At 53.2% G+C, this 25,488-nt stretch carries 26 protein-coding genes and 1 tRNA gene; 13 read left to right on the top strand and 14 right to left on the bottom strand.

What is annotated here, in order from left to right; translation table 11 throughout:
* Positions 1-20 precede the first annotated feature (20 nt).
* Positions 21-419: a hypothetical protein gene (locus H5P27_RS16195; protein WP_185661470.1), complete on the top strand. Its 399-nt coding sequence runs from the start codon at positions 21-23 to the stop codon at positions 417-419.
* 72 nt (positions 420-491) lie between these two features.
* Here the strand turns inward: H5P27_RS16195 and malQ are convergent, their stop codons facing one another.
* Entirely contained in the window at positions 492-2,036 is a 1,545-nt protein-coding gene (malQ, locus tag H5P27_RS16190; RefSeq protein ID WP_185661469.1) for a 4-alpha-glucanotransferase, read from the bottom strand.
* Positions 2,037-2,473: 437 nt separating this feature from the next.
* Here malQ and H5P27_RS16185 point away from each other — a divergent pair, with 437 nt between their 5' ends.
* The 5 genes from H5P27_RS16185 to H5P27_RS16165 all read left to right on the top strand — a co-directional run bounded on the left by H5P27_RS16185 (position 2,474) and on the right by H5P27_RS16165 (position 6,021).
* Entirely contained in the window at positions 2,474-3,778 is a 1,305-nt protein-coding gene (locus tag H5P27_RS16185) for a NupC/NupG family nucleoside CNT transporter (RefSeq protein WP_185661468.1), read from the top strand.
* A 17-nt stretch (positions 3,779-3,795) separates the two neighbouring features.
* The gene (locus H5P27_RS16180) at positions 3,796-4,365 is read left to right on the top strand and encodes a nucleoside 2-deoxyribosyltransferase (protein ID WP_185661467.1); all 570 of its coding nucleotides are present in this window, start codon (positions 3,796-3,798) and stop codon (positions 4,363-4,365) included.
* Between the two features lie 105 nt (positions 4,366-4,470).
* Entirely contained in the window at positions 4,471-4,881 is a 411-nt protein-coding gene (locus H5P27_RS16175; protein ID WP_185661466.1) for a hypothetical protein, read from the top strand.
* A gap of 83 nt (positions 4,882-4,964) precedes the next feature.
* Positions 4,965-5,354 carry a hypothetical protein gene (locus H5P27_RS16170; RefSeq protein ID WP_185661465.1) on the top strand — a complete coding sequence of 130 codons (390 nt, stop codon included), beginning with the start codon at positions 4,965-4,967 and terminating at the stop codon, positions 5,352-5,354.
* A gap of 55 nt (positions 5,355-5,409) precedes the next feature.
* Positions 5,410-6,021, top strand: coding sequence for a hypothetical protein (locus H5P27_RS16165; RefSeq protein ID WP_185661464.1), 612 nt, complete (start codon positions 5,410-5,412; stop codon positions 6,019-6,021).
* 8 nt (positions 6,022-6,029) lie between these two features.
* On the opposite strand, the gene H5P27_RS16160 is transcribed toward H5P27_RS16165, so the two are convergent.
* Positions 6,030-6,878, bottom strand: coding sequence for an HDOD domain-containing protein (locus H5P27_RS16160; RefSeq protein ID WP_185661463.1), 849 nt, complete (start codon positions 6,876-6,878; stop codon positions 6,030-6,032).
* 165 nt (positions 6,879-7,043) lie between these two features.
* Here H5P27_RS16160 and H5P27_RS16155 point away from each other — a divergent pair, with 165 nt between their 5' ends.
* Positions 7,044-7,514 (top strand): acyl-CoA thioesterase, encoded by a 471-nt coding sequence (locus tag H5P27_RS16155; RefSeq protein WP_185661462.1) that lies wholly within the window; start codon positions 7,044-7,046, stop codon positions 7,512-7,514.
* 58 nt (positions 7,515-7,572) lie between these two features.
* Positions 7,573-8,010 carry a hypothetical protein gene (locus tag H5P27_RS16150; RefSeq protein ID WP_185661461.1) on the top strand — a complete coding sequence of 146 codons (438 nt, stop codon included), beginning with the start codon at positions 7,573-7,575 and terminating at the stop codon, positions 8,008-8,010.
* A 14-nt stretch (positions 8,011-8,024) separates the two neighbouring features.
* On the opposite strand, the gene H5P27_RS16145 is transcribed toward H5P27_RS16150, so the two are convergent.
* Positions 8,025-8,270 carry a hypothetical protein gene (locus tag H5P27_RS16145; RefSeq protein ID WP_185661460.1) on the bottom strand — a complete coding sequence of 82 codons (246 nt, stop codon included), beginning with the start codon at positions 8,268-8,270 and terminating at the stop codon, positions 8,025-8,027.
* Between the two features lie 120 nt (positions 8,271-8,390).
* Complete coding sequence (locus tag H5P27_RS16140) at positions 8,391-9,410, bottom strand: glutamine synthetase beta-grasp domain-containing protein (RefSeq protein ID WP_185661459.1); 1,020 nt, start codon at positions 9,408-9,410, stop codon at positions 8,391-8,393.
* Positions 9,411-9,599: 189 nt separating this feature from the next.
* On the opposite strand from H5P27_RS16140, the gene H5P27_RS16135 reads away from it, so the two are divergent.
* The 3 genes from H5P27_RS16135 to H5P27_RS16125 are packed head-to-tail and all read left to right on the top strand — an operon-like array spanning position 9,600 to position 11,146.
* Positions 9,600-10,046, top strand: coding sequence for a BUD32 family EKC/KEOPS complex subunit (locus H5P27_RS16135; protein ID WP_185661458.1), 447 nt, complete (start codon positions 9,600-9,602; stop codon positions 10,044-10,046).
* Entirely contained in the window at positions 10,039-10,869 is an 831-nt protein-coding gene (locus H5P27_RS16130) for a PP2C family protein-serine/threonine phosphatase (RefSeq protein ID WP_185661457.1), read from the top strand. Before H5P27_RS16135 ends, H5P27_RS16130 begins: the two co-directional genes overlap by 8 nt.
* A 4-nt stretch (positions 10,870-10,873) precedes the next feature.
* Entirely contained in the window at positions 10,874-11,146 is a 273-nt protein-coding gene (locus H5P27_RS16125; RefSeq protein ID WP_185661456.1) for a glutaredoxin domain-containing protein, read from the top strand.
* An 88-nt stretch (positions 11,147-11,234) separates the two neighbouring features.
* Here H5P27_RS16125 and ilvB read toward each other — a convergent pair whose 3' ends face one another.
* From ilvB to H5P27_RS16075, 10 genes are all read right to left on the bottom strand, one after another.
* On the bottom strand, positions 11,235-13,013 hold the full coding sequence (gene ilvB / locus H5P27_RS16120) for a biosynthetic-type acetolactate synthase large subunit (RefSeq protein WP_185661455.1): 1,779 nt from the start codon (positions 13,011-13,013) through the stop codon (positions 11,235-11,237).
* A 39-nt stretch (positions 13,014-13,052) separates the two neighbouring features.
* A complete protein-coding gene (locus H5P27_RS16115; RefSeq protein ID WP_185661454.1) occupies positions 13,053-14,057 on the bottom strand; it encodes an acetyl-CoA carboxylase carboxyltransferase subunit alpha in 1,005 nt (334 codons plus the stop codon).
* Positions 14,058-14,161: 104 nt separating this feature from the next.
* Complete coding sequence (locus H5P27_RS16110) at positions 14,162-14,539, bottom strand: tetratricopeptide repeat protein (protein WP_185661453.1); 378 nt, start codon at positions 14,537-14,539, stop codon at positions 14,162-14,164.
* A gap of 57 nt (positions 14,540-14,596) precedes the next feature.
* Entirely contained in the window at positions 14,597-15,670 is a 1,074-nt protein-coding gene (queA, locus tag H5P27_RS16105) for a tRNA preQ1(34) S-adenosylmethionine ribosyltransferase-isomerase QueA (RefSeq protein WP_185661452.1), read from the bottom strand.
* Positions 15,671-15,816: 146 nt separating this feature from the next.
* Positions 15,817-15,902, bottom strand: a tRNA-Tyr gene (locus H5P27_RS16100).
* Between the two features lie 155 nt (positions 15,903-16,057).
* Positions 16,058-16,777 (bottom strand): RadC family protein, encoded by a 720-nt coding sequence (gene radC / locus H5P27_RS16095; RefSeq protein ID WP_185661451.1) that lies wholly within the window; start codon positions 16,775-16,777, stop codon positions 16,058-16,060.
* Between the two features lie 140 nt (positions 16,778-16,917).
* Complete coding sequence (locus tag H5P27_RS16090) at positions 16,918-17,901, bottom strand: peptidylprolyl isomerase (protein WP_185661450.1); 984 nt, start codon at positions 17,899-17,901, stop codon at positions 16,918-16,920.
* A gap of 23 nt (positions 17,902-17,924) precedes the next feature.
* The gene (mfd, locus tag H5P27_RS16085; RefSeq protein ID WP_185661449.1) at positions 17,925-21,359 is read right to left on the bottom strand and encodes a transcription-repair coupling factor; all 3,435 of its coding nucleotides are present in this window, start codon (positions 21,357-21,359) and stop codon (positions 17,925-17,927) included.
* A gap of 53 nt (positions 21,360-21,412) precedes the next feature.
* Positions 21,413-22,210, bottom strand: a complete 798-nt coding sequence (gene rnc, locus H5P27_RS16080; RefSeq protein ID WP_185661448.1) for a ribonuclease III — start codon at positions 22,208-22,210, stop codon at positions 21,413-21,415.
* Positions 22,211-22,222: 12 nt separating this feature from the next.
* Positions 22,223-23,011, bottom strand: coding sequence for a ParA family protein (locus H5P27_RS16075; protein ID WP_185661447.1), 789 nt, complete (start codon positions 23,009-23,011; stop codon positions 22,223-22,225).
* 266 nt (positions 23,012-23,277) lie between these two features.
* On the opposite strand from H5P27_RS16075, the gene H5P27_RS16070 reads away from it, so the two are divergent.
* A complete protein-coding gene (locus tag H5P27_RS16070) occupies positions 23,278-24,042 on the top strand; it encodes a DUF3450 family protein (protein ID WP_185661446.1) in 765 nt (254 codons plus the stop codon).
* Between the two features lie 12 nt (positions 24,043-24,054).
* Positions 24,055-25,488 carry a MotA/TolQ/ExbB proton channel family protein gene (locus H5P27_RS16065; RefSeq protein ID WP_185661445.1) on the top strand — a complete coding sequence of 478 codons (1,434 nt, stop codon included), beginning with the start codon at positions 24,055-24,057 and terminating at the stop codon, positions 25,486-25,488.

The raw sequence follows: 25,488 nt of genomic DNA, 5'->3' as shown, positions 1-25,488 counted from the left end.
TTTATTGTTTATGGTTGTGAATGTCTGATATGGAGTTGCATACCTACTATTCGAAAACGGGTTTATTGAAAGTTAGCTGGGGAAATCGCATCGATCTAGATTCTGTCCTGCGGCATTTCGAACTCCTTCGAGTGAGCTCCCACTATGACCGAAACCTGAAGGTCATTTCGTCTTCAGAAGTAGAGGAGATCGATATCCCTTTGGTGCGAGACAATTTGATCAAAATCCGGAATTGGCGGTATCGAGCACTGCAAAACTATACTTCTGTCCGCACTGCCTTGTATGGCTTGAGTCCTGTTCCAGCTACATACGTGCATTACTTCAGCGAATTTTTCGACACTGAGAAGTCTTGCATAGAGTTGTTCGAAACCGAGCGACAGGCCTTTGAATGGCTCGGACTCGAGTACAGCAAAGCGTGAATCGTTGACCCTCAAAAAAAGCCTCCGCTCTTTGGCGAAGGCTTTTTCGAAATGGGGAAGTTTAGTCTAGATTTATACGACCGCTGGTGATCCGTCGCGATAGTAGAGATCCGACAATTCTTTGAGGTAGCTCGTGGTGCCGCCTTGCAGTTGGGCAAGTTGACCTGGAGTGTATCTCCAAGACCAATTACCTTGAGCTCGACCGGGGGTGTTGAAGCGTGCTTCAGATCCCAAGCTCATAATGTCCTGCATCGGAATGATGGCTAGTTTCGAAACGGCTTTGTAGGAGGCGCGGATCAAGTCCCAGCCAATCACGTTTCCGTCTACCCCGAGGTAGCGTTGCACGTGAGTCCTCTCCCGGTCGGAAGCGCTTTCGAACCAGCCGAGTGAAGTGTTGTTGTCATGTGTGCCGGGATACAGGACCGAGTCGGCCTGCAGATTGTGTGGGAGATAAAAATTGTCTCCATCGCCGCCGAACGCGAACTGCAGGATAGACATGCCAGGCAGTCCCGAGTCGCGGCGTAAGGCTCGAACATCGTCCGTCAAGTCGCCCAAATCCTCCGCGATCAATTTGCAGTCTTTGATCTTCTTCTTGATGGATTTGAAGAAGTCGAGCCCGGGGCCTTTTTTCCATTCTCCGAATCTGGCGGTTTCGGATCCGTATGGAATACTCCAATACGAATCGAAGCCTCGGAAGTGATCGACCCGCACGACGTCGTAGAGCTGGAAGCAACGCTTCAGTCGCTTGATCCACCAGGAGTTTCCATATTTAGCCAAAGCATCCCAGTCGTAGAGAGGATTTCCCCAAAGTTGGCCATCCTCGGAGAAATAGTCAGGAGGGCAACCCGCCACGGCGGTCGGCAGGTATGTTTCAGGATCTAGTTGGAAGTACTGTGGATTTTGCCAAACATCGGCGCTGTCGAGGGCTACGAAGATCGGAATATCTCCGATGATTTCGACTCCCTTCTTGTTCGAGTAGCTTTTGAGGGCCTGCCATTGGCCTTCGAAAAGGTATTGGAAGAACATTTCCGCATCGATCTTTCGCTCCAGCTCTTTGAGCAGCGGACTGTCTTTGGCCTCTGAGAAAGAGCGGAATTCTTTAGGCCACTGGTACCATGGCTTGCCGTCGAAGTGGGCCTTGAAGGCTTGGAAATAAGCGTACGGCTCGAGCCAGTCCGCGTGTTTCTTTTTGAAGCTAGCGAAGGGGCCGTAGGGGCGGATTTTCTTGTTACCTTGGACAAAGGCTTCGTAGACGGCATCGAGAACCGGCCACTTGGCATTGAAGAGTCCTCCGTAGTCTACGAAGCTGTTGGGCAAGATTTTAAGCTCCTCAAGGATCGCTGAATCGAGGAGATGGAGGCCTTCCAATGCGTTTAGGGAGATGAGGTATGGATTCCCGGCAAAGGATGAAAAGGACTGGTAGGGCGAGTCCCCGAAACCGGTTGGCCCCAGTGGGCATAGCTGCCAATATTTGAACCCACCTGCAGTGAGGAAGTCGATGAATCGGTAAGCATGTTCGTTCAGCGTGCCTATGCCGTATTCGCCTGGAAGCGATGTTGGGTGGAGGAGTACTCCCGCTGCGCGATGGTCGAGCCAGTTAAAGAGTGGGTCTTTCATAAGTTGGTATCAGTTTACGCTATAAGAGGGTGGCTAGATCGAAAAACAAGCCTCCAAGCGGGTTTCGATTAAGAAATTGCAATGCTGTTACTCGCCCTTGCGAGCGGGATTCCCTTTTAGATTTAAATCGAATGAGAATACGTAGGGTAGCTTATACTATGCCTTGAAACTAGCTGGAGGGGGCTTAATTCGGTTAAGTCAGCGGCGAGTTGGACGATACAAAAATTAGATCGAGCTCAAGGAGGTTAACGTCAAAAAGAAACGGAATACCGATAAAACCTATCAGGATCTTCCAAGAGCCATCTACCAGGCCGGGCCCCGAATTCGTCGCCCGGCTTTCGCTTGTTTAGGCGCCGCGATATCCGACGAAAACTTTGCTTCTAAGTGGAAGCTTTATAGTTGCGGGACACAAACATAGGCAGCAGAAAGGGGCCCCGATGGATATGCTTTACTCGCTTTTTCGGGCACTGATTGGAATAGTCGGTCTACTGGCTCTATGTTGGTGGGTAAGCGAGGACCGAAAACGGATAAATTGGCGCTTAATCGGAGCTGGGTTGCTGCTGCAGTTCGTTTTGGCTGTCCTGATTCTTAAGGTATCCGTTTTCCGCAACATTGTCGCTTCGGTGTCCGGTTTTTTCAGCAAGCTGATCGGGTTCAGCGACGACGGAGCGAGCATGGTTTTCGGTTCCATGCCTACTGATATTCCGGTCTTCGGCATCGCATGGACAGTGCTATCGACCATCGTCTTCTTTTCGGCTTTTTCGGCGATCCTATATCATCTACGAATCTTGCAGGTCATGGTCTTCGCCTTCGCTTGGCTGCTGAGCAAGGCCTTGAAACTTTCCGGGGCAGAGTGCTTAGCATCCGCCGCTAATGTCTTCATCGGCCAAACGGAGGCCCCGCTCGTCATCAAGCCCTACCTCAAGAGCATGACGCGTTCGGAAATCAATTCGCTTATGACTGGAGGTATGGCGACGATCGCTGGCGGAGTGCTTGCTCTCTATATGAGCACCTTGGGGGGAGGTGATGAGACCGCTATGATCGCGTTTGGTAAGCACTTGCTTACCGCTTCGATCTTGAGTGCGCCGGCAGCGATGGTTGCGGCTAAGATCATAGCCCCGCAGACCGAGAAAGTGGAAGGCCAGCTCGCTTTCCCAAAAAACACGGAATATGAAAGTGTGCTGGACGCGGCTACTAAAGGTACCTCGGACGGTTTGATGCTGGCTCTCAATGTGGGAGCGATGCTGGTCGCTTTCACGGCTCTGGTGGCGCTTCTCAATTATGTCACGGGCACCTGGATTGGAGAGTGGACGGGCTTGAACGCTTGGGTCGCTTCGATCACAGACGGAAAGTTCAGCAGCTTCGACTTCAGTTTCGTGGTGGGCGTTATCAGCGCCCCCTTCGCTTGGCTTCTAGGGGTGGCGAATAGTGACCTGTTGGTGGTGGGGCAGCTGCTGGGAGAACGTATCGTTTTCAATGAGCTCTATGCCTATTTCCATTTTGCCGAGTTGAAGGATGCAGGAGTCATTACCGATGAAAAATCGATCTTGATCCTAACTTACGCACTCTGCGGTTTTGCTAATATCGCGTCCATCGGGATTCAGGTTGGCGGAATTTCAGCGCTCGAAAAGAGCCAGCGGCCAAATCTGCTCCGCTACGGTTTTAAGGCGTTGATTGGCGGAATGGTTGCCTGTTATTTGACAGCGGTCGTCGCCTCGACGATTCAATCCACAATTCTCTAGAGCCATCGTTCCAAACTATGAGTGCGAAGAAAGTTTATCTAGCGGGATGCTTGTTCGATCTTCGACATCTCGCGGGCAATGCTATGCTAGCGGAAGAGATCAAAAAGTGCTCAAATGGTCGCTACGACGTGTATTTGCCGCAGGACTACGAGCCGGAAAGCTTAGGCGCAAAGGCAATTCGCGACAGTGACTTCGAGGGTCTGCTAAACTGCGAAGCTGCCATTTTTCAATATGACGGGACCGAACTCGATTCGGGCACTGTGGTTGAGTTTATGACTGCCAAGTTTGCGGATCTTCCCAGCGTCCTATTGAGAACGGATTTTCGTAAAGGCGGGGATCGCAATGAGGATCCTTGGAACCTGATGAGCAGCTTTTATCCACGGACGGCGTCTCTCGTGGTGGATGCCATGCACCTTTACGTCGAATGCGAACATGAGCGATTAGGAGGAGTCAAGGCCTCTGAGATGGCGATCCGTAAGCTAGCTGAACTTGCAGTAGCCAGACTCGACGAAGTTTGCGCTCTCCCGCCTGTGCCGGTGGAGGGAGTCGAGCGTCGAGAAGCCCTCGAGCGTTTGCTCGGAATGTAGAGAACATCGGATAGGATTTTGAAACCCCTTGGCCACACTGCGGTCAAAAGGGAGAGTCGTCTCGATTCGGTGCGATTTGAACGCCGTTAACCAATCCAGCTCGCCATGAAGACAATCTCCATATCTCTCGCTCTCGCTTGTATCGCTATTACAGGCTGTTCCGGACCCTCACTCGCAACCCGCATAGATGAAGGGATGGTTGCTTTCGATTCTTGGCCTATTGAGGTTCAGGAAAAAGTGAGGGCCGGTGAAATCGAGGTGGGTTTTGATCGGGAACAAGTTCGTATGGCTTGGGGGGAGCCCGATCTTGTGCAAGAAAATGCCGGAGGGATAGGAGATAGTGAAATATGGCTTTGGGAAAAGAAGACGCCAAGAATCGGAATAGGCATCGGCGTCGGCAGCTACGGCCGTCACAGCGGAGTGAGCGGTAGCGTTGGAACCTCCGTTGGTGGCGATATTCGAGTCAAAAAAGAAGTGGTTTTCAAGGATGGCAAGGTCGACTCCTATTCGAACTGAGAGTATACCCGGCACTCGCTAGGAATTCGTAAACTGCCTACGGGCGAGTTGACTTGTCCGTGCGGTCTCGTTGATTTGGAAGGATGGGCCGTAATTTTATAGAAAAGCGAATCGTTTCAGCAGGGGTTAAACTGTGCGAGCGACGTATTGAAATGAAGGGTACGCCCATTGGGGCAGAGGATCTACGGGACATAGAGGTCAAGACATTCTCTCCTGTTTTGCAGGTTTTCTACATCGTTGTGGGGCTCGCTTTTGCTGTATTCGGAATCTGGGTTCATACCCAAACACGGAGTACCGTACACTCGTTTCTGCCAGTATTGTTCGGAGTAGCTAACTGCGCCTTCGCTTTGCATGGCCGTCCGAGGAAAGTGCGGGACATGGAAGAGGAGTTGGATCTGATGGACCTGACGGCCGAGATTACCCAGAAGTTTGTAGCTCGGATGGATGCGAAACGCGGAAACGCTGCTCCTTAAGTGGTGTTTGCTTTTCAACTGGATCTGTTATTCTCATAAGCCTTCAAACGAACCTATGAAAGTTTTCACAATTGAGATAGCTGCCGCAATTGAGCAGGAACTGACCGGTTTCTTGAAAGATTGGGGAGGTGGCTATCCTATGAAGTTCACTCGGTTCGTAGATTTGGGCGGGGCGCAAACGGATCTTTACGCTTACACTGCTGAGCCAGGGGCTTCGCCTTGGATGATTATAAAAATCAAGTCCGTGATGAAGTCTGATCAAGGCGAGTGCATACAGATATTCGTTTCTGTCGCTGGCAAAGCCAATCAGATGGAAGAAGTGCTTGTATCGCCTGAGGTTTGGAAATTGCCGGCCTTGTCCGACCGCGTTTTGACCTTTGTGAAAAACGATATGCTGGCGAAGGTCGCCGAAGGGGGAGCTAGTTTGGAGTCTGGAGACACAGATTCTCTGCCATCAGGGGGATCTCAGTCAGACGACGAGGATCTAGATTACGACGATCTGGATACCTCTGGTATTCTGGCCGGTGGTGATTCGGGTGGGGGCGACGACGATATCGACCCGAGCGATCTCATCGCTCAGATGAACGCTGAATCAGGAGAAGGCGATGTCGATGACCCAAGCTCTCTGATTCAGAAGATGAACGAAGAGTCTGACGAAGACAAATAGCGGCTAGCCTAGAAGTTAGACACCACTTTCTGAAGCGCCTGCTCTATCTCTTCGGTGCTTTCTTCGAATTCATCGCGAGATAGGCCTGTCTTTGGAAGATAGTCCTCCCAGTTAGCCCAGTACGTCGATTCTCCGTGTAGCCCCTTTCCGATCTTCTCAGCAACTCCGTTTGCCAGATTGAGTAAATGAATAAGTGGGAGCTTTCTTGGGGCTTCCCCTGGCTGATATTGATATTGGATGGTGTAGGATGTCTCCTCGGAGAAGTGCCAAGTCATGAGAATAAACCCGGCTACTGAGGGATTGGTAATTCCAAAATTGTTTTCCTCCCATTCTATGAGTGGCAGCTCATTTTGGCGGGAAAAATTGGGGTACTGCGGCTTTCCCTTAACACAGAAGTCGAGAACCATTTTCCCCATATTGCGGAGCAAGCCAATGGTATAGGCTTCCTGTTCATCGTATCCCGTTCGACGAGCCAATATTTCCATGCCTATCCCGCAGGCCAGCGAATTTTCCCAGAGCTCGGATCCGGTGATGTTGTAGGTCGCGTTTTCTTCGGCGAAGAGTTGTTGGGAAGCTGCAAACCCTACCAATTTGAATAATTCGCGAAATCCGATGCGATTGATCGCTTCATCCAGAGTGTCTACCGCAGTCCCAAGTGAAAACATAGCACTGTTGCTCAAACGCAGCACGCTTGCTGTGAGAGCTGAGTCCGCGTTTACCAGGTCTGTGATGTCGCTCAAATCCGTATCTGTATTACGCAGCAGCGAGCTGAGCTTGCCAAAGATACGAGGGGAAGAGGGCAGCAATTGAGCCGCCTCTTTGAGTTCTGCTGGTGAAATGGTGTTAATCGAGGGCACTGTGGTTTTGGTATCGGTTTTTTCCTAGGAGACTGAAGGATCCCGAGCTGAAGAATTATCTGCTTCAAACCTGAATAAATACCTATCCCTCGTTGTTTCCTCAGCTTACCCGGAGAGCAGGATCCTCTTGTGTTTTTGAAGGACTCTGAGAATCCTTTTTGCGATATGGCTTTTGATTATGTACTGGAGCGCGAACTCGCTTTTTACGAAACGGATATGGCGGGGATCGCCCATTTCTCCAATTTCTTCCGGTGGATGGAAATCACAGAGCACGCCTTCCTCAAGTCGCTCGGATTTGAGCCTGTCGTTCAGGAAGGGGATCAATTTTGGGGATGGCCAAGGGTAAGGGCGAGTTGTGATTACCATGCTCCGGTTCGTTACGGGGATCGCTTTCAGGTCCACCTGTTCGTCAAGGAGATCAAGCAAAAGTCAGTCGTTTACTTCTATCGCTTCAGAAAGGTCGAAGCCGATGGAAGTATGACTCCAATGGCGAGGGCGGAAATGACCTCGGTCTATGCCGGTTTCGACGTTCCTTCCCAGTCTATGATGGCTTTAGACCTTCAGACAGAGCTGCTGGACAAGCTGGAAGTGGCTCCGCCGGATTTAATTAAGGCAGCCCGGACGCATCGGCCCTAAGGAAATGGTTTCTCCCAGCGAAAAAGAGGTATCGCGTCAACTTGTAGTTTTATCGGCTATGAGTGCCTACAGTCTGCTGGTTTTTGGCGCCTTATCCCTCCTCTTTTCTGGTGTCTTAGGTGGTTTGGCGGGTGTTCTTGTGGGGGCGGCTTTGCTTCTCCACGGTGGGGTGGAGCTTTGGAAGCGAAAGGTTTTGATCGCAGAGCGAAAAGTGGCAGCGGCGAAAGCCCTAGCGGTGAATCAATGTCTCCTCGCTGTAACCGTTCTGGTGTATTTGCTTTGGGCGGCTCTGCAGATCGATTCCGCTGAGATCGCCTCCATCTTACAGAGGGAACCAATTAAAACCATCCTACAGGCGGCTCCCAAAGACTCGGTGGAATTGATGGAGCAGCTTCTGCCGACCTTGCTACGTGGATGCTACCTTATCGCTGCTCTGGTGACCCTTTTCAGCTGTCTAGGTATGGCATTTCTCTACCGCCGTTCCTTGAAGCGGTAGGAGGCGGGTCATTGCTAGAATTTTCGCCCTCTTGCTTGGATAATCTTGAGGTGTTGGGCCTGGACCTTGCCTCGCTGGAATTTGTTTTCGGCTAGCTCGCAGATCGTATCCCAATCCTCGTCGTTTGGGGTGAATTCTTCCCATTGCTCGAATCGGCCAGCCTGACGATGGAAGGTCAGCTTATTGCCGAATATGCGGGCTTCTATCTTTAGCTTACCGAGTTCCGGGTCGCGTTTAATCCATCCGATGGGTCTTGGCATTGCGGCATTGAGTGGCAGTCCAAGTCGCTTCTCAACGTCAAAATTCGAGGCACAAAAAAGCGGCTCCCGATTGGGGAGCCGCTGAAATATTCAAGAGTTTTTCCTAGGCCAGAGTCGCCTTTATGCTGTTGGGACCTCAGAGATGGTCTTGAGGACGCGAGAGCAGATCTGGTATGGATCTCCCTGAGAGTTTGGACGACGGTCTTCGAGGTAGCCCTTGTAGGCTTCACCCTTGACGAAGCTGTGTGGTACGCGGATAGAGGCGCCACGGTCAGCAACACCCCAAGAGAACTTGTCGATAGACTGAGTTTCGTGGAGACCGGTGAGGCGGAGGTGATTGTCTGGACCGTAAGCAGCGATGTGCTCGTCCTTGTTCTTTTCGAACGCGTCCATGAGCTTGAGGAAGTAGTCCTTGCCGCCAACTTCACGCATGAACTTGGTGGAGAAATTGCAGTGCATACCAGAACCGTTCCAGTCGCCCTGGAATGGCTTACAGTGGTACTCTACAGAGATTTCGTACTTTTCGCAGAGGCGGTCGAGCAGGTAGCGAGCTACCCAGATGTCGTCGGCACACTTCTTGGATCCCTTGGCGAAAACCTGGAATTCCCACTGGCCCTTGGCAACTTCGCCATTGATACCTTCGTGGTTGATTCCTGCCGCGAGACAGAGGTCGAGGTGCTCTTCTACAATTTCGCGAGCTACGCTGCCAACGTTAGCGTAACCAACGCCGCAGTAGTATTCACCTTGCGGAGATGGGTAGCCGTCGTCTGGCCAACCGAGTGGCTTGCCGTCTTGGAAGAGGAAGTATTCTTGCTCGAGTCCGAACCAAGTGTCCTCGTCGTCCAAAATGGTCGCGCGATGGTTGGTTGGGTGTGGCGTTTCGCCGTCTGGCATCATTACTTCACAGAGAACGATGTAGGAGTCTTCGCCGCGAGCTGCGTCAGGGTAAAATTTTACTGGCTTAAGTACACAGTCAGAGCTGCTGCCTTCGGCCTGCTGGGTGGAGCTACCGTCAAAGCCCCAGAGAGGTAGGTCCTCGATGCTTTTAGGAGCTTCGTTGCCGAGGCGAGTTTTTCCACGAAGATTTGGCACAGGCGAATAGCCGTCTAGCCAGATGTATTCGAATTTGTATTTAGCCATAGATACTTGTTTTAACTATTAGGGTTTGGATCGTTCCGTTGACTAGGAGGCATTTCCAAAGGAGTGTCGCCGCCACTGGAACGGACTCCGAAATCAGCAAAACGCGCGCCTAGTTTCAACTTATTTTACTTTTCTGGTTTAAATAATTGGTTGGATTCACGCTTTTATCTGCAAAGCTCAAAAACGATCATGCAAGAGATCAAAGATACGCAAAGAGCAGAGGTTCGAATCGGCTTCGATGGAAGGGTTCACAAGAAGTACAAAGGACTCCTTTCGAAGGAACGTTTCGAGAACGAGGTCCGGGTTTTGCGATACCTGGAAACGAGAGGCTGCGAGTTCGTCCCTAAGTTGCTGGAAGAGTATCCGGACCGGCTTTACATTGTGACTTCAAACTGTGGAAACATCGTGCAGAAGATTAGCTCGGAAAAAGAGCGTATGCTTTTCGAAGAACTAGAAACTTACGGCGTTCGTCATGGAGATGCCTTCACAAGAAACGTAACTTACAATCCTCATCTTGGACGCTTCTGCCTTATCGATTTCGAGTTTGCTACATTGATCGAGACGGGAGAGGGCTTGACCATTGACGACGCGGAACTTGCTCGGGGAGGAGACTTTGAGCGCAAAGTAGATGAGTGAGTACAACGATAAGACTGGAGTGGAGTGGTCGGGCTTAACCGACCCAGGCCGCTATCGTAAAAATAACGAGGATGCATTCCTTGCCCTAACCTTCAATGCGGAGGGATTGCAGTACCTGGGCAAAACGGGCATGGCCCCGATGGTTAAGGGCGATTTTGTATTCGCTGTTAGTGACGGAATGGGTGGAGCAAATGCGGGCGAATTCGCTAGTCGCATCGCAGTGCAAAAGATCGCCGATCTATTGCCGAAGGCATTCAAGCTATCTGCGATCGGCTTAAAGCGTGGTTCAGCTGAAATATTGACGGAACTATTCGAGCGTATCCATAAAGAGATGACTAGCATGTCGGCCTACTACGAAGAGTGTAGGGGTATGGGCGCTACACTGAGCCTAGGTTGGCTGTCTCCCGGTTGGTTTCATTTCTGCCATATCGGTGATAGCCGAATATATTACCTCCCGGCAAGCGGCGGCTGCCGTCAACTTTCCGAAGACCACACGCACGTGGGGTGGTTGTTGAGAGAGGGCAAAATCAATGAACGGGAAGCGCGTAACCACCCGGAACGCAACGTGTTGCAACAAGTCCTAGGAGGGCGGTGTCGCAAGATCGAGCCCCAAGTTGGTTCGGTTGGAATCGAGCAGGGTGATCGCTTTGTTTTCTGCTCGGATGGAGTAACCGATGGTGTTTGGGACCGTCGGCTTGAGGAGCTTGTGCGGAATCCTCCGCCTCGGTTCGCTCAGATGGAACCAGCCAATCGCCTCGTTAAGGAAGCATTTGAAGAATCGGGTAGGGACAATATAACCGCGGTTGTGATTGAGATTAGTTGAGGCTATGAAAGACGTAGAATTATTTGGCAGCAAACAATGCCCCTATTGCAGAAAAGCAGAGGATATCCTGAAGAAGCACAGGATCCCGTACAAGTGGAAGGAAGTCGCTATTGTTGCAGGCGTGAAACTTCCCACCGGCAACTTCAAGGAGATGGAGCGACGCTCCGGTGGACAGACAACCGTTCCGCAGATTTTTGTGGATACAAAGCACTACGGCGACGAAGATACCTTGATGGCTGACGAGCGTAGTGGAAAGTTGGCTACTGTATTCTCCTAGCCGAGAACTCTGAGCGTTGTTGCAGCAATAAAAAGCCGCCTCTCGAAATCGAGAAGCGGCTTTGAAATTTGAATACGCTCTGGGCGGATTAACGTACGATCATTTGATCGACAGTCTTGCCGGCTGGAATCATTGGCAGCACGTGCTCGTCGTAAGGCGTGATTACGTCCAGGACGAAGGCCTCCTCACTATCGAGCATCTCCTGGATGGCGTCTTCGAGCTCGCTCTTCTTGTGGACGCGGCGACCCGGAAGTCCGAAGCCCTCAGCGATCTTAACGTAGTCCGGGTAGAGTCCGCCTAAGTTTTCGGGAGTGCCGATGTTGGACTCGTCTCCGAGAATCGTGTTTCCGCGAACGCTGTTGTAGAAACGGTCTTCCCACTGCACGACCATACCAAGGTGCTGGTTGTTTAGGATCATGGCCTTGGCGGCGATCTTTTCGATTTTCGCGGTGGCCAATTCCTGCACGTTCATGGCGAAAGAGCCGTCACCATCGATGTCGATGACTTGTCGCTCTGGGCACGCGACTTTGGCTCCGATTGCGGATGGATAGCCATAGCCCATGGATCCCAAGCCAAGGGATGAAATCAAGCTGCGTGGGTAGTTGAAATCGTAGAATTGGGCGGCAAACATTTGGTGCTGTCCCACGCCAGTGGTAATGATGGCGTCACCCTTGGTTAGCTTGCAGAGCGTTTTGACCGCGTGCTGTGGGATGATGTGCTCGCTCTCCTCGTAAGTGAATGGGAAATCTCTCTTCCACTCGGTGCACTGGTTTTGCCACGCTTCGAGATTCGGCTTTTTGAAACCCCGTATCCCCATCAACTCCAGCATGCGTCCAAGGGCGTACTTGATGTCGGAGACGATCGGATGGTGGACGATCTTGTTCTTGTTGTGCTCGGATGGATCAACATCGATGTGCACGATTTCCGCTTGAGGAGCGAACTTGGAGGCGTCACCTGTGATACGGTCGTCGAAACGGGCTCCGAAAGTGAGGAGCAAGTCGCTTTGGTGGACCGCCCAGTTTCCGAAAGCGGATCCGTGCATGCCGAACCACTTGAGGGACAATGGATGCGTTTCAGGGAAGGAGCCGGCCCCCATGAGGGTGGACGCTACTGGAATACCGGTTCTTTCGGCGAATTCCGTAAGTTCCTTGTGGGCTTCCGCGGAAACAACACCGCCACCGAAATAGATGACTGGACGCTTTGCGTCTTCGATCAGGCTCAGAACGTTCTCCAGCTCGCGATCTGAGGCGTTTTCCGGAAGCTTGGACTCGCGGTAAGGGACTTGTTCGTCGGTTGGCCAAACGGGATTAACCGCCGCTTGTTGAACATCCTTGGGAATGTCTACCACGACGGGGCCAGGACGACCGGTTGTGGCGATCTTGAAGGCTTCCTTCATGATGCGAGGCAGGTCGTTCACATCCAACACGAGGTAGCTGTGCTTGACCACGGGAAGCGTCATGCCGAAGAAGTCGGTTTCCTGGAACGCTGCCTTGCCGATGAATTTTGAATAAACCTGTCCGGTGATGCAGACCAGCGGCGTGCTGTCCATGAATGCGTCTGCAATCGCGGTCATCAAGTTGGTTGCTCCCGGTCCGGAGGTCGCCATACAGACGCCGGCCTTGCCGGTTACTCGGGCATATCCTTCCGCGGCGAATGAGCCGCCTTGCTCGTGACGAGGGAGGATCGTCCGGATGTCGTCCTTGCGCTTGGCGAGTGACTGGTGCATCTCGAGCGAAGCTCCGCCTGGGTAGGCGAAGATCACGTCGACACCTTCACGCACGAGGGCTTCGACGACGACGTCGGCACCGTTTTCGATGGTGACGGAGCTGGTCTTGGAGGACGATTTCAGGTCTGAATTTGCGCTCATTTTGTTCGGTTGGAGGCTGCTTGGAATGACGAGTTTAGCCTAGGAGGCTGCTTCTTCGATGGGTACGACTTTTCCGTCGCTGATTTCTTCTTCGAAAACGCCCATGTTGCGGAAGCGCTGGTAGCGTTGTTCGATTCGTTCTTCGCGGGTGAGTTTCTTGAGATCTGCTAGGTGTTTTACGATCTCGCCCTTGAGATTGGCGGCGGCTGCGTCTGGGTCGTTGTGCGCTCCGCCAATTGGTTCGGGGATCACGCCGTCAGCAATGCCCAGCTTGTGAATTTCGGAGGCCCCAAATTTGAGAGCCTCAGCTGCCTGCGGAGCTGCGGCACGGTCCTTCCAGAGGATCGCGGCGCAACCTTCGGGTGAAATCACAGAGTAGTATGCGTTTTCGAGGATTAGGATCTTGTTGGCCACCGCGATACCGAGAGCTCCGCCGGAACCGCCTTCGCCGATAACGGTAGAGATGATGGGAGATCCCATGAGGCTCATTTCACGCAGATTGACCGCGATCGCCTCGGAAACGTGGCGTTCTTCGGACGCGACTCCAGGGTAGGCTCCCTGGGTGTCGACGAAGGTGATGATCGGGAGGTCGAATTTATCGGCGATCTTCATGAGGCGAAGCGCCTTGCGGTATCCTTCCGGATAGGGGCTGCCAAAGTTGTGCTTCAGCTTTTCACGGGTGGTACGGCCTTTGTGCTGGGCGATGACCATGACGGATTCCCCATTAAGGAATGCGGTTCCGCCGATAATCGCGCGGTCGTCGCGGAAGGCGCGGTCGCCGTGGAGCTCCTGGAAGCCGGTGAAAATCCGTTCGATGTAGTCGTAGGCATAGGGACGCTGTGGATGACGGGCCAATTGTACTCGCTGCCAAGGGGTGAGATTGCTGTAGATCGAGCGTTTCGTTTCTTCGATCTTCTTCTCGATTCCCCGTATCTCTTTCGATAGGTCGATGTTGTTCTCAGCTGACAGCTGGTGCAAGTGCTCCATCTGTTCGATGAGTCCGCGTAGCGGCTGTTCGAAATCTAGCGAGTAATTGTTGTCCATAGGCCTGTCCCGTAAAAGGGGGTGGAATTTGGGTGTTATCTCAGGAATGTCGAGGCTTTAAAGCCTTCCTAATCTTTGGCGAAAAGTCGTTGTTTTTGTGGGGATTAGGCCAAATCCGATTGGGATGAGGCGCTGTCTGGGTTTTGCAGCTGATCCTTCCAGCTAGCCATACGGGCTTGGGCCCCGAAGTGCTCGGCTTTTTCCTTCGATCCTTTTTCCAGCCAGATGCGGGACAAACTGGTATTTACGAAGAGATCGTCGGGTTTCAGGGCGTGCGCTTTCTCAGCGGCCTCAAGAGCCTCGTCGTAGCGTTTTTCCGAGTAGAAAATCTCGCACAAGGCATGCCACGCCTCGAAGGCTTCTGGCTGCTCTTGTAGGGCTGCTTGAAGTTTGGCGATACCGATTTCGGCGTCGCCCATCGTAAAGTCGAAAGTTGCGTCTTCGACTATGCTGCTGATGGAAGCTTTCTCAAATTGGCCCATGGGATTGGCTGATTTAATTTATGGATTTGGCGAGATTACAGGATTGGGTCTCGCTTGTCAAAGGATGAGCATGGCGTCGCCGTAGCTAAGAAAGCGGTACTTTCGGTCGATTGCCTCGGCGTAAATTTCCTTTAGCCACTCGATTCCGTCCATTTCGCCAGGAGCAAGAAATGAGGACACCAAGCAGAGCAAAGTAGAGTTCGGCTGGTGAAAATTGGTGATGAGTGCATCCACTCCGGCAAAGGCCCGCGGCGGGTAGATGAAGATGCCCGCCTCGGCTACAAAGTTCCCTGAGACGATTTTGTCGGTTTTGGCAAAATAGTCCTCGATGCTCCGAACGCTGGTGGTGCCTACGCAAACTTTTCGTGAGCCTCCACTTTCCCGCAGGGCTTTTTGAGTGCTCTCCGGGATCTCGTAGATTTCGCGATGGATCTGATGATCCTCGATTCGCTCGGTCTGCAATGGCTTGAAAGTACCCATGCCTACATGCAGGGAAAGGTCGTAGAAGTTTGCTCCCTTGGCTTGCAGCTTACTCACCACTTCGGGAGTGAAGTGCAATCCGGCGGTCGGGGCCGCTGCGGCGACGGAGCGCTCCGCCGATGCGTAAATGGTCTGATACCGTTCCTTGTCCGCCTCGTCCCGCTGATCGGACTTTTCTCGGTCGATATAGGGAGGAAGCGGCATCTTCCCCAAATCCTCGGCTAAGGAGGCCACAGAGTTGTGAGTCTCCAACTCGAAACGAACCCGATATTCGGCCTTTTCGTTTTTTTCCTCCACGAATGCCTGGAAGAGGCCGTCTCTTCCAAAGGTCGATCCCAACGGCAATTTCTTGCCAGGGCGAAGGAGCGTCCACCACTGCAGTCCGTCATCGTTTGCGGGGCGCAAGAGAAGGCATTCAGCGGCGCCTCCAGTGGGTCGCTGTGCGAATAGGCGAGCGGGCAGTACGCGAGCATTGTTGCGGAAAATCGAGTCTCCAGTTCCCAAGTAGTCCGCCAAGTCCGAGAATTGGCGGTGCTCGATCTTACGTTCCTTTCGGTGTACGACTAGGAGGCGGGACGCGTCGCGGACAGGAGCAGGCTCTTGAGCGATGCGTTCCTGCGGCAAGTCGTAATCGAAGAGTGAACTGTCCATTTGTCAGGTGAAGAAAATGCGTCGATTCCGCGATTCGCGTTATCGAATGAGTCAATTGGTTGAAGGCAGGGATGCGGACACAAAAAAACGACCAGCGGCATGGTCGTCATTTTTGATTTTCATCGTGTTTTCCGAAACCGGAAAAATGGTGGTGGGAACAGGATTCGAACCTGTGTAGGGTTTCCCCAGCAGATTTACAGTCTGCCCTCGTTGGCCGCTTGAGTATCCCACCGACCGGTGAAAGGCCGCCTACAGTTCCGGTTTTGAAACAAAGTTCAAGTGTAAATTTAAGAAAAGTTTCACCCCAGTGGGAGGGCCCCTCTTTGAAGCCGTTTTTGAATTCTGGATACCGTGCCGTTGTCGGGTGCCCGAGGGGTACAGGGATGTTCAAAGGAGCCCCGATTCTTGGAAACTGTAGTAGCCCAAGCCTTTGGGATCATGGCGGTTGTTTCCAACGACGACGTGATCGAGAAGGTCGATCCCAATCACTTTGGCGGCCTCGCGCAGCTGGCGGGTGACCTTGATATCCGCGGCGCTTGGAGCGGGATCGCCACTTGGGTGGTTATGGGCGCAGATCACTGCGGATGCTCCATGGCGGATGGCCTCTCGGAAGACCTCGCGAGGGTGCACCAGACTGTTTGAGGCGGTGCCAGAGGTGATTTCGACCTTTTTGATGATACGGTTCTTCCGGTTCAGGCAAAGGGTCCAAAACTTTTCTACCTCGAGCTCTTCGGCTTCGCGTTTCAGGTAGTCCGCTACGAGGTCTGGGCTATCGAGCACCGGCTCGGAGACCGGGGAGCGATCTCGGATGCGTCGGCAAATCTCGATTATGGTAACAAGTTGGAGGGCCTTCACTTTGCCGACCCCCTTTATCTTTTTGAATTCCGCGTCGCTCCACTTCAGGAGCCCGTTGAGGGAGGACGCTTGTTGGAGAATCTCCGAGGCGACGCTCAGCACATTGCGGCCCTTGCTGCCGCTTCGCAGAATCATGGCCATAAGCTCAGTGTCGCTGAGGCTTTGGGGACCGTGGGCTTCGAGTCGCTCCTGAGGACGTTCGTTTACGCTGATATCGCGGAGCTTGGGAGTGCGATAAGTTTCTTGAGGCATGGATTTCGGGGTGGGGTAACAGGCTCCGAAGAGCGAATCCATGGCATACGTATTTCTCCGGATAAGCAACAGCGGAATCCGGCTGTGAGCGGACACAAAAAAGCACGGACCGAAAACAGTCCGCGCGGGTAAAACCGTGATTAGTTGAAGCGGCGAACGTAGCCGTCGCGGCGTAGACGCTCTAGGAACTTCTCTTCCGCTTCGCGAGCCATGCTGGAAATCAGGATTTCCTCGATATTGTCGCGAACCTCGGGAAGCGGCATGTAGCCCTCCGGACGGTGCTCCTCGCAGTAAAGGATGAAGAGGTTGCTCTTGATTTGGATCGGGTCGCTGAAGTCGCCTTCCTTCAGGGCGAAGGCTGGCTCTGCGAGTTGTTCGATGAGCGAACCGCGCGTTACCCAGCCCCAGTCTCCGCCTTTTTTGGCCTTCGGGTCGTTGCTGTATTTCGCTGCCAGTTCGTCGAAGGCGAAGCCCATTTCGAGCTTCTCGTAAATTTCGTCCGCGGTCTGCTTGAGTACTTCTTCGCTCTCATCTGCCAATTTGGTGAGGCGGATCAAACGCAAGTGGATGGCTTCTTCCTCGAAGAACTCCTGCTTGTACTGTTCGTAAAATTCCTCGATGCGAACCGGGCTGACGATGGAGGCGGATTTGCGCATCTTGCTGCGCATGTAGTTCACGATGATCTCTTCCTTGATCATGGTGCGGTGCTCTTCTGGTGTCTTGCCGATCGACTTCAGGTAGTCGAGGTAGAGGGAGCGCTTGCCTTCGAATTTGGTGATGATGGTCTCCTCGATCTCATTGTCCACGAAGCTAGCGGGGATTTGGCCCTTATCGTCGTAGAACTGTTTTACGATCAGGACGTTGTCGGTTAGATTCTGGATAATATCAGACTCCATCTCCTCGATGAGCTGACGGAATTTAACCGGATCGCCTTGTGAATCTGCCTGGATTTGAGGCAGGAACGGCTGAAGTTCGCGTCGTACTTCTTCTACGGTGATAATCTTGTCCTCTGCGATCGCCGCGATGCTGTTCGCCAAGCGTGCGCCTTTCGGAGTTGTCGTTTGGGCAAAACCAATGGCGAGGGGAAAGATCAGAGAGAGGAGAATGGTCGCTTTTTTAATCATATAAGGTGTGCTCGGCATCAGGGCTAAGAGCGGTGACTAGGCAAATTATTGAGGAAGACAAGGATTTCGTTTAGCCGTTTCAAGGCATTATTGGCATTGAGGCGGGGGAACCGGCTTCCGAGTTTGATGTAATCCGACTCTCGGCCTTTGTAAATCCGGCATTTCAATCGATTGCCTTGGGACTCGACCGAATGGATGTTCCTTTGTTCCGCAAGACAACGTATCTCTGTTAATCTTAACAGGGCTTCCACCTCGGTCGGAAACTTGCCGAAGCGGTCAATAATGGTTTCCCGTAGCTCGCGTACCGCCGATGGACTGCCCGCAAGCGCAAGCTTACGGTAGAGGTCGATGCGAAGGCGCGTTTCGCTGATGAAACTGGCTGGGATGCGGGCCTGAATCGGCTCGCACATGCCTTCTTTCAAATCCAAGCGTTTCAGCACTGTAAACCCGTCCTCGTGACGGTTGGCGGCCTGCATTTCCCCTTCGCCCTGGTAGACGAAGTCGAGCTTCACGCTTGCCCGAATCTGGGTAGCGGCGGCGTCTCCCTTGAGACGGGCGACGCTTTGCTTCAACAGTTGGCAATAAAGCTCAAACCCGACGCCTACGATGTGTCCGGATTGCTCGCTGCCTAGCAGGTTGCCCGCTCCACGCAGTTCGAGATCCCGCATGGCGAGTCGGAAGCCGGCTCCGAGCTGATTGTGTTGGCGTATGGCTGCCAGTCTCTTGCGAGCCACGTCCATGAGTCGCTTGTGCTTGTGCAGAAGCAGGTAGGCGTAGGCCTGCCGTTTGAAGCGGCCCACGCGTCCTCGTAGCTGGTAAAGCTGCGAAAGGCCGAAACGATCCGCTCCCTCGATTATGATGGTATTGCAGTTGGGAATATCCAATCCCGACTCGATGATCGTGGTGCAAACCAAGACCTGGTATTTCTGGTTAACGAAATCGAGCATCACTTGCTCAAGCCGCTTCTCGTCCATTTGTCCGTGCCCGACGCCAATGGTGACCTCCGGTACTAGAGTTCGCAACTTGGCCGCCACCGTATCGATGGTTTGGACACGATTGTGCAAGTAGAAAACCTGTCCGCCGCGGGCTATCTCACGCCGTACCACCTCTGCCACCAGAGCGTCGTCGTAGCTTTTGACAATGGTTTGGATGGGCTTTCTTTCGACGGGCGCCGTTTCGATGACGCTCAGTTCGCGAGCCCCCGTAAGCGCCATGTAGAGCGTGCGGGGAATGGGCGTAGCGGACATGGTCATGATGTCCACCGTCGATCGCCATTCCTTGAAGATCTCCTTGTGCTTCAATCCAAAGCGTTGCTCTTCGTCGATGATCGCTAGTCCGAGATCCTTGAAGGAAACGTCCTTTTGCAGGACTCGATGTGTGCCGACGAGGATGTCTACTCTGCCTTGAGCAGTGGATTGTAGGATCTTTTTGATTTCAGCTGGCTTGCGGAAACGGCTGACGGTTTCCACCACGATCGGGTAGCCGGCCATGCGATCGCGAAAATTGAGGAAATGCTGTTGGGCAAGCACGGTGGTCGGTACCAGGATAACGACTTGTTTGCCGTCCATCACAGCTTTGAAAGCAGCCCGGATAGCGACTTCCGTTTTGCCAAATCCCACGTCGCCACAGATAAGCCGATCCATGGGGATGGGCTTTTCCATGTCCGCTTTGGATTCCTTAATAGCTTTGAGCTGGTCGGGTGTTTCCTTGAAGGGGAAGGAGCTTTCGAACTCCGTTTGCCACTCCGTATCGGAGGCGAAAGCGTGCCCGCCTCCGCTGTCACGTTTGGCCTGTAACTCGAGCAGTTTGGCAGCGAGGTCTAGCGTAGCTCGCTCTGCAGCTTCTCGGGTCTTGCCCCAGCGGTTGGAGCCGATCTTGCCGAGCTTGGGTCGCGTTTTGGAAATCCCGACGTAACGGCTGATCAAATGTGCCTCCTGCAAGGGGATGTGAAGTGCCACGCCTTCGTCGAATTCCAGGGAGAGAACCTCTCGCATCTGGCCTTGCATATCCACTTTCGTGATACCGCGGTAGAGAGCGATTCCGTGCTGCAGGTGTACGACGAATTCTCCGTCAACCAGCTCTGCGAAATCGAGCAGCTGATCCACCTGGGATTGGCTGACTAATGCTTTTTGGCGAGTAGGCGGCTTGCGTCCGCGACGTCGCCCGAATAGTTCCGTTTCGGTGATGAGTACGCAGCCCTTGGTTCCTTTCAGAGAGGGCCAGGAGAGTTTTCCCAGCTTTGGCCTGAAGTGGATGCGGAAGCCTTGATTTAAATCGCCTTCCCAGAAGGTAAAGTCGATTTTTGAGAGCTGATCAGACTCGGCTATCAGTTCTTCGATCCGCTTTTTGTCGCTTTCGTTGGGGAGGACCACGAAGACCTTTTCACCCTTTTTGCTCCAGCGTGAAACTTGGTCCAGAAACTGGATACGAGCGGATTGTTCATCCGCGAGCCGTTCGTCGGCGAATTTGGCGCTATCGGGTATGGGACGATAAAAGCTGAGCGATTCCGCTTCGTAAGTAGTCGAGCGTGCAGTCGGGTCTTCCTCGCTGTCGAGATCGAGGTCGGAAAAGGTGGCCCAATCATCCGAGTGGCCAGCGCGAGCGTCGCGGAGCTGGGTCCAGGCTTTGCCGATGCTGTGGCCGCTGGCTTGTTCCAGAGCGGTATCGAAGCTTTCCAGAATCTGGTCTGGTTCGACGATGGCCCAGGAAACCAACGAAGGAAGATGATCTGAGATCCCGTTCTCGGCGGCCTGCATTTCCAGCGTGGGAGATGCGTCGATGACGAGGCTGTCGACCGCCTTGCCTGAACGCTGGCTTACGGGGTCGAGCTCTTTGATGGCGTCGATATCATCACCGAAAAAGTCGATTCGGTAAGGCTTGTCGGATGAGATGGGGTAGATGTCTATCAAGCCGCCGCGGCGAGCGAATTGCCCCGGCGCTTCGCAGAGCCCTTCGCTATCATAGTCCAGCTGCTCGATCTGGGCGATGAGCTCTTCGAAAACGTGTTCCTCTCCGGGCTTGAGCGTGATCTGCGTGGATTCCAGTGCTTTGGCGGAAGGAACCTTTTGAGCCAAGGCTTTGGCAGTGGTCACGAGGGTGATCCGCTTCTCGGGAGATCGGATTTTCGAGAGGATCGCGATCCTTTCGCTGCCGGTTTCAAATTGGTCAGCCGAGGCATCTTCGTCGTTTCCGCGATCGGACGATTCCGGAAAGTAGAGGAAGTCGGGATTTGCCTCAGATTGGCGAGATAACCGATGAAAGTACGCGAGGTCGGCCGCCAATTGTTCCGCTATGCTGGAGTTGCGGACGACGACGATTTGCAGCTTGCTTTTCCGCCCTTGGATCCAGTCTTCGACGATAGGAGCTACGGCTTCTTCACTCACGCCGATAGCCTGATCCCATTGGCTCAGGTCGGGAGGGAGAAGAATGCTTCGGTTGCTGCGAGAAAGGTCGGACACGGGGCTAGTTGACGAAGGAGAAGGATGGCGGATTGCAATGCTCCCTCTGACAGCTAGGCCGGCTTTTCGGACTCTAGTTTCGAGATCGCGATGCGAGCCGCTTTTTCCGCGGCTTCCTTTTTGGTTCTGCCGATTCCGCTGCCCAGTTTTTCGTCGTTACAGAAAACCGCGATTTCGAACTCGCGCTCGTGGGCTTCACCCTTTTGGCCAACAGTTTCGTAACGCAATGCGTTGTTTCCGTGGACGGGCTGGATCAGCTCCTGCAACTTCCCTTTCGGATTGGATATTCCGCCTTTCGCTTTGGGTGCCGTATCCAGATTATTGTAGAGATCCAGAATGATCTTGCGGCTGGTCTCAAATCCAGAGTCAAGATAGACTGCTCCGATGAGGGCCTCGAATGCGTCGCCCAATGCCGAATCCCCATCCGCAACTCCTGCTAGGCGGTCCTTCTGCTTCAGTATCAGATAGGTGCCCAATTCCAATTCACGGGCAATTCCAGCCATGAAATCGCCGCGGGCGTAGCCGGAACGGATCGCGGTCAGCTTGCCTTCGCGATATTTTGGAAACTTAGCGAAGAGCTTTTCGGTGAGGACCAGTTGGATGACGGAGTCGCCTAGGAATTCGAGCCTTTGGTTATTCTTGAGCTGGTCCTTGGTGTTGAGAAGAAAGGAGGGGTGAGTCAGGGACTGGTGCAGCAGGCCCTTGTTTTTGAAGGAATAGCCCAGCTTCTTCTCAAGTTTCTTTACCTTGTCGGCTGGAAGTTCTGCGGCGTTGACGCTCTCGTCCGCGGCTTTTTTGCCGGATTCTTTGGATACGGATTTGATCAAGCGTTTAATTTTAGAAGCAACCATGCCGGGCGGGGACTATTTCTTGCGCAAGGAGAAGCGTTTGATGATCTCCTTGGCTAAGTTGCGGTAAGCTGTCGCACCGGGGTTCATCTTGTCGTATTCGAAAATCGATTGACCGAAGGAAGGCGCTTCGCTGAGGCGGATCGTACGGGGAATCACGGTGTCAAAAATCTTCTCAGGAAGGTTGGTTCGAACTTCCTCGACCACCTCACGCGAAAGATTGGTGCGGATATCGAACATGGTCATGATGATGCCACCCACTTCCAGGTTCTCGTTTACTCCCGCTTCATGGAGGCGATCTACCACGGAAAGAATTTGGCCGAGGCCTTCGAGAGCGAGGTACTCGCACTGCAAGGCGACGAGTAGATAGTCCGCCGCGGCGAGGCTGTTCATCGACAACATGCCAAGGGCAGGGGGACAATCGATGACCACTGCTCGGTATTCGCCCGATTCGAAAAGCGGAGTCAGGGCTTGCTTGAGCTGCAAGAGGTAGTCTTCACGCTGGGCGAGCTCGATTTCCGCTGCGGCCAAGTCCATCTCCGAAGTCAGCAAGGACAGGTTTTTGCGCCCTGTATCTACCACCATATCTTCGATGGCTCCTTCGCCTAGAAGGACAGGATAGACGCTGCGTCCTTCTTGTTTTTCGATTCCGAGCCCGCTGGTGGCATTGGCCTGCGGGTCGAGGTCGATGAGCAGAGTAGGGATCTTCTGATCCGCGAGAGCGGCAGCTAGATTGACAGCGGTCGTTGTTTTGCCGACGCCGCCTTTTTGATTGGCAATGGTAAATACGGTAGTGGAGGCCATAGGATTTGTTGCCTGTGTATGAGGCAAAAATTAGGGATGGCAATGGTTTTGGAGCGGAAGAGAAGATATCCTGCCGCGAGTCGACCAAGCAAAAAAATCCGGCTTCGGGCAGGCTAAATCCGTTTCGGGGTGGTTCGTGTTAAGCCACTCTTATAGCATAAGCGGACGACTGCGTTTATCGGAGATCGGGCCCAATTCCACACCTTGAAGGTAGTCGGATCGGTCCCGATGTCTGGATATTCCTGTGGTCGTGCGAGAAGGACAGGATGAAATTCAGACTACTTATAACATTAACAGCTACTAGTTTTAGTTGCGGCTTTATGTGGGGTGACCAGCTCGCTGACGCCCGAAACCTCGTCGAGCGATGGGTCCAAATAGAGGAAGCCATTTCCCAAGAGAAAGTCGCCTGGCTCGAAAAGGAAGCTGCGCTGCAGGATCTGATAAAGCTGGCGGAACTCGAAATGCAAACGCTCGAGGAAGAGCAAAGCCGACTCGCTGCCGAATCGAACAAGTCCAATGAAACTCGCTTGGCCCTGCGGGAGGATGAAATGGCGGCCAAGGAGCGTTTGACTCGCGTTCGCGAGTTCCTTGCGACCATGGAAGCTCGAATTAAGCCGCTCGAAAAGTCCTTGCCCGCTCCGTTGCAAGAATCATTGCAACCCTTGTTTCTAAGAATTCCGGAGTCTCCCTCGGAAACTCGCATGGGCGCTGCGGAACGTATGCAAACTGTGGTGACGATCTTGAGCCGTATGTTTGAGTTCGACGATAGGGTCGTGGTGGATAGTGAAATTCGAGAGGTAGCCAACGGCGGCAAAAATGAGCTTACGACCCTTTGGGTCGGGCTTGGAGCAGCTTACTACATTGACGAGGCGAGTGGTGACGCGGGTTACGGCGTCGTCTCCCGCGAAGGTTGGAACTGGGTTTCCGAGCCGGAGCTCCGTCAGGAAATTATGCAAGCGATCGAATTGGCAACCGGTAGGGACCAAGACGCTCGCTTCATCGCCTTACCATTTGAGCTGGGGCAGCTCTAGGAGGGAAACGAAATGATGAAATCGCTAGTTAACGGCATTGGCCGTTTGAGTGTATTCACGATAAGTTGCGCAGTCGTTAGCCTTGTAAGCGGCCAGACGATTGATGACTTGGCGGCAAGGCAGCAGGAAAAACTGGAGTCTGCGATTGCCCGACTAGAGGCACAAAGAGAGGAGATTTTCCAAAAACAGATTCCCCTGGCCAAGACCTACAATGATCTGGAGAGACAAGTCGCCGAATCGCGCAAAGCAGTAGCCTCGGCTCGATCTCTGCGAGACAATAATAGTCTAAGTCTGGATGAGTTGAGAACAGCCGTACGGGAGACCAACAAGCAATACGACTATATCGACCGGGTGTTATTCGGCGAGTTCGCCGCCAATTTCGAAAGCGCGCTTTCAGTGGGCGAAATCGCCTCCGACCAGAATGCCCCACGAACTCGCAGCCTTGCCTTGGAAGCGGATGATGGCGATCGGCTCGCGGAACTAGAGGCAAATCTCTCGATGATTGAAGCCGGTCTCGAGCGGGTTGAGAGAATCTTCGGAGGGTATCGTTATTCGGGTGAAGCTTTGAGCTCTGACGGTCGTCTGTTGGAAGGCGTATTCACGCAAGTAGGACCGATGCTTTTCTTTTCAGACGATGCTGGAAGCGAAGCGGGTTGGGTCGAAGAGGGCGAAGGCCTCAGAGCGAGGATTGCCGAAACCCATTCAAACGTGGCGGAAATGGTCGCCGAAACGAGCCGCGCGGGGAAGGGGATGCTTCCTTTAGATGTCACCCTTGGGAACGCTTTAGCTTTGGAAGGCGTTGAGGACAGCATCTGGGAACATCTCAAGAAGGGGGGCGTTTGGGTCGTGCCGATTGTCGGGTTTGCGATCGTGTCACTCCTCGTTGCACTAGCGAAGTGTATCCAGATTTATAAGATTAAGGCAACCGCTCCAGTGGTCGCTCATGAAATTGCGAGAGCCCTTCGTTTGGGTGACAAGGACAAGGCAATCGAGATCGCGAGTCGGCAATCGAGCCCGTCCTGCGAGATGTTGTTGGAGGCAGTGGAGAATGCAGACGAATCGATCGAGTTGGTCGAAGAGGTCATGTACGAGGCGATGCTGAATACCCAACCGCGATTGGAGTCTTTCCTAAATGTCATCGCAGTGACTGCTGCCATTGCCCCCTTGCTTGGACTGCTTGGGACCGTGACGGGTATCATCAAAACGTTTAAGCTTATGAATGTATTCGGAGCGGGCGACCCCAAGCCGCTTATCTCCGGTATCTCCGAAGCCCTCATAACGACGGAGCTAGGTCTCGTTTTAGCCATTCCTGCTCTTATCATCCACGCTTTGCTTTCTCGCAAAGTGGCAGGGGTACTCTCCTCCATGGAGAAGCTTTCGGTTGCCTTCGTTAACAGCCTTTCTCGGAAGGTCGATCGGCGAGGTGGACCCTCGGTTGGAAACTAG

This window comes from Pelagicoccus albus, assembly GCF_014230145.1.
GTDB classification, from domain to species: Bacteria; Verrucomicrobiota; Verrucomicrobiia; order Opitutales; family Opitutaceae; genus Pelagicoccus; species Pelagicoccus albus.
Note: the sequence above shows the minus strand (reverse complement) of the source record. Positions and strands in the feature narration are given on the sequence as shown.